The 2786-nt window shown below is 70.3% G+C and carries 4 protein-coding genes; 1 reads left to right on the forward strand and 3 read right to left on the reverse strand.

All coding sequences use genetic code 11. The annotated features are described in order from the left end of the window. Nucleotides 1–16: 16 nt before the first annotated feature. Complete coding sequence (locus C1I97_RS34755; RefSeq protein ID WP_111006958.1) at nucleotides 17–538, forward strand: NUDIX hydrolase; 522 nt, start codon at nucleotides 17–19, stop codon at nucleotides 536–538. A 50-nt stretch (nucleotides 539–588) separates the two neighbouring features. On the opposite strand, the gene C1I97_RS34760 is transcribed toward C1I97_RS34755, so the two are convergent. The 3 genes from C1I97_RS34760 to C1I97_RS34770 all read right to left on the reverse strand — a co-directional run. After that, nucleotides 589–1344 carry an AIM24 family protein gene (locus C1I97_RS34760; RefSeq protein ID WP_111006959.1) on the reverse strand — a complete coding sequence of 252 codons (756 nt, stop codon included), beginning with the start codon at nucleotides 1342–1344 and terminating at the stop codon, nucleotides 589–591. A 17-nt stretch (nucleotides 1345–1361) separates the two neighbouring features. Beyond that, entirely contained in the window at nucleotides 1362–2042 is a 681-nt protein-coding gene (locus C1I97_RS34765; RefSeq protein WP_111006960.1) for an AIM24 family protein, read from the reverse strand. An 11-nt stretch (nucleotides 2043–2053) separates the two neighbouring features. Continuing rightward, a partial coding sequence (locus C1I97_RS34770; RefSeq protein WP_146608399.1) for an AIM24 family protein occupies nucleotides 2054–2786 on the reverse strand: 733 nt, incomplete at its 5' end.

A 2786-nucleotide genomic window follows, 5' to 3' on the forward strand; every position in this document is an offset into this window, starting at 1 on the left:
GGGGCGACGGGGCCGAGTGAGCCTGTACGACGACACGGTCCTCGTGCTGAAGGGGTACGAGGACCAGGCCGAGCTGCGCCAGGTTTACCTGGACCATCTGGCGGCGCATCCGGACGGCATGTGGAAGGCCTGCCACGCGGGCCACATCACCGCGAGCGCCCTCGTGATCGATCCCGAGCACGGACGGGTTCTCCTGACGCTGCACCGGAAGCTGCGGATGTGGCTGCAGATGGGCGGCCACTGCGAACCCGGTGACACCGCGCTGGAGGCCGCCGCCCTGCGGGAGGCCACGGAGGAGTCGGGCATCGCGGGGCTCACGCCGCTGCCCGGCGGACCGGTGCGGCTGGACCGCCATCCGATCCCGCCGCCGTGCCACTGGCACCTCGACGTCCAGTACGCCGCCCTGGCCCCGCCCGGCGCGGTGCAGGAGATCAGCGACGAGTCCCTGGACCTGCGCTGGTTCGCCTACGACGAGGTGGCCGGCGTGGCGGACGAGTCGGTCGTACGGCTGCTGGAGGCGACGCGCGCCAGGCTCTGACGTGCGAGGGGCGGCCGCCGTCGCGGTCGCCCCTCGCACCGTGCCCCGGCTCAGCTCCAGACGTTCCCCTGGTTCTGTCCCCGCGCCCCCTGCCGGCCCATGCCGAACTGTGCGGCGACGCCCTGCCCGATCACCGCGTTCTGCGGCGGCAGCAGCTCGCTCGGCTGGACGAGCGCGTAACCGCTGCCCATGAAGCTGAGCTCCCAGCCCTCGCCGGTGCTGCCGCGGCGCCGCCACACCCCGGAGGAGTGGGTCTGGGCCTGCATCTGCACCCGCAGGGCGGTGGACCAGGCGACGATCGCGTCGGCGTCGCAGTTGACGTACTTGTCGGGTGTCACCTGCATCAGCAGCGGCGCACCCGAGGTCATCAGGGCGACCCGGCCGTGGCCGGTGATGTTCAGCTGGTACTTCCCCGAGCCGGAGATGCCGTACATGCTGTCGACGGCGACGACCTCGTGGTACAGCGAGGAGTCCATCGCCAGCACATAGCTGCTGTCGACGGTCAGACCGTCCTGGTCGACGTCCATGATGTGCACGTACTGGGCGAGATGGGCGAGGTAGACCGCGCCCTGTCCGTGACAGCGCATCAGGTCCAGGCCCTCGCCGGTGTACGCACGCGTGCGTGCCTGGCCGCCGGTCTGGTACTCGGCGTCGAACTCGATCATGCCCTGGTAGGCGACCATCGTCCCCTTGCGGGCGAGAACGTCGTCGTGGCCCTCCAGGGTGACGCGCAGCATCTGCTTGTTCTGCAGGCTCCAGCGTTCCTGGGTCTGGGCTTCGTTGAAGGCGAAAAGCGGGCTCTGCATGGTGTTCTGTCTCCCCCTCAGCCGCGGAACCGGAGGCGGTCGGTGCTGTCCTCGCTGGGCTGGACGACGACGATGCCCTGGCCGGAGAACGCCATCTGGTAGGCCTCGCCGCTGCCCCGGCCGATCAGGGACTGCGCCTTGAAGCTGCGCTTGCCCTTCACCTTCAGGTTCGGCGACCAGGCGACGAGCGCGTCCGGGTCGACGTAGGTCTCGTTCTCGCCGTCGCCGCAGTCGACGACGATCGGCTCGCCCCGGGAGGTCAGCGCGACCCAGCCCTGTCCGGAGATCTTCGTGTTCCACAGGCCCTGCCCGGCGAACTTCGCCAGTCCCTTGACCCGCTCGACGCCCCAGGTCAGGCCGGTGTCGAAGGCCAGCAGGTTGGTGGCGTTGACGGAGATCGCGTCACCGGCCAGGTTGATGACGACGACGTTGGCGCCGTAGTCGGCGAGGTAGAGCAGTCCGTCGCCGGAGCACTTCATGAGCGGGGCGCCCTCGCCGGTGATCCAGTCGCGCGCGATCTGGCGCACGGCGGACGGGCTGGGCTCGTACTGGATGAAGCCCTCGTAGGCGACCATCGACCCCACGCGCGCGAAGAGGTCGTTTCCGGTCTGCATGGCGACCTTCAGCATGTGGCTGCCGTGGTTCTCCATGCGGGCGGTGACGGGTGCGGGGGCGTAGCCCGCGAGCGGCTGGTTCATGACGGGCTCCCTCAGACCTCGTAGGGCTGGACGACGACGAAGTTGCCGGGGGCGGCCCGGAACTGGAGGTTGACCCCCTCGCCGGTGTCGCCCGGGTAGGCGTTGCGGCGCATGCGCACCTGGCTGGAGACGATCACCTGGGCGGCGGCCGACCAGGCGACGACGGCGTTGGAGTCGACGAACGTCGTCGGCGTCACGGGCAGGACGACGGGCGTGCCGTGCGTCTTGACGACGATCGTGCCGGTGCCCTGGAACTGCATGGTGAACAGGGCTCCGCCGGGGATGCCGTGCCCCTCGATGCGGCGGACCTCGTACTGCAGGCTCTCGTCGAAGGCGAGGACGCTCTCGGCGGAGACGCAGATGGCGTCGCCCTGGAGCTCGACGGGGTGCAGATGGGTGGAGTCCTCGGCGAAGAACACCTGGCCCTGGCCGGTGCAGCGCATCAGCTGCATCTCCTGGCCGGTGACGTTGCCCGTGATCCGGCCCGCGAAGCCGGCGCCCTTGTAACTGAAGTCGACCTTGCCCTGGTAGAGCACCATGCTGCCCTGCCGGGCCAGCACCGGCCGGCCTCCCGTGCCGAGGTCGGCGCGGATCAGTTTGCTGTTCTGCAGGGTCCAGCGCTGACCGGTGGGCGTCTCCTTGTAGGGGTTCAGCGCTCCGGCCACACCGGCGGCCTGGGGAGCGCCCTGCGGGACACCGTGGGGCGCGGCCTGACCGGGGGGCGGCTGGTGCCCGTATCCGGGG

The sequence above is a fragment of the Streptomyces sp. NTH33 genome, from assembly GCF_003236365.1.
Classification (GTDB): domain Bacteria; phylum Actinomycetota; class Actinomycetes; order Streptomycetales; family Streptomycetaceae; genus Streptomyces.

Excerpts from the sequence above, each read along its gene's own strand:
- C1I97_RS34760 (WP_111006959.1), bottom strand. The coding sequence starts at position 1,344 with ATGCAGAGCCCGCTTTTCGCCTTCAACGAAGCCCAGACCCAGGAACGC.
- C1I97_RS34765 (WP_111006960.1), bottom strand. The coding sequence starts at position 2,042 with ATGAACCAGCCGCTCGCGGGCTACGCCCCCGCACCCGTCACCGCCCGC.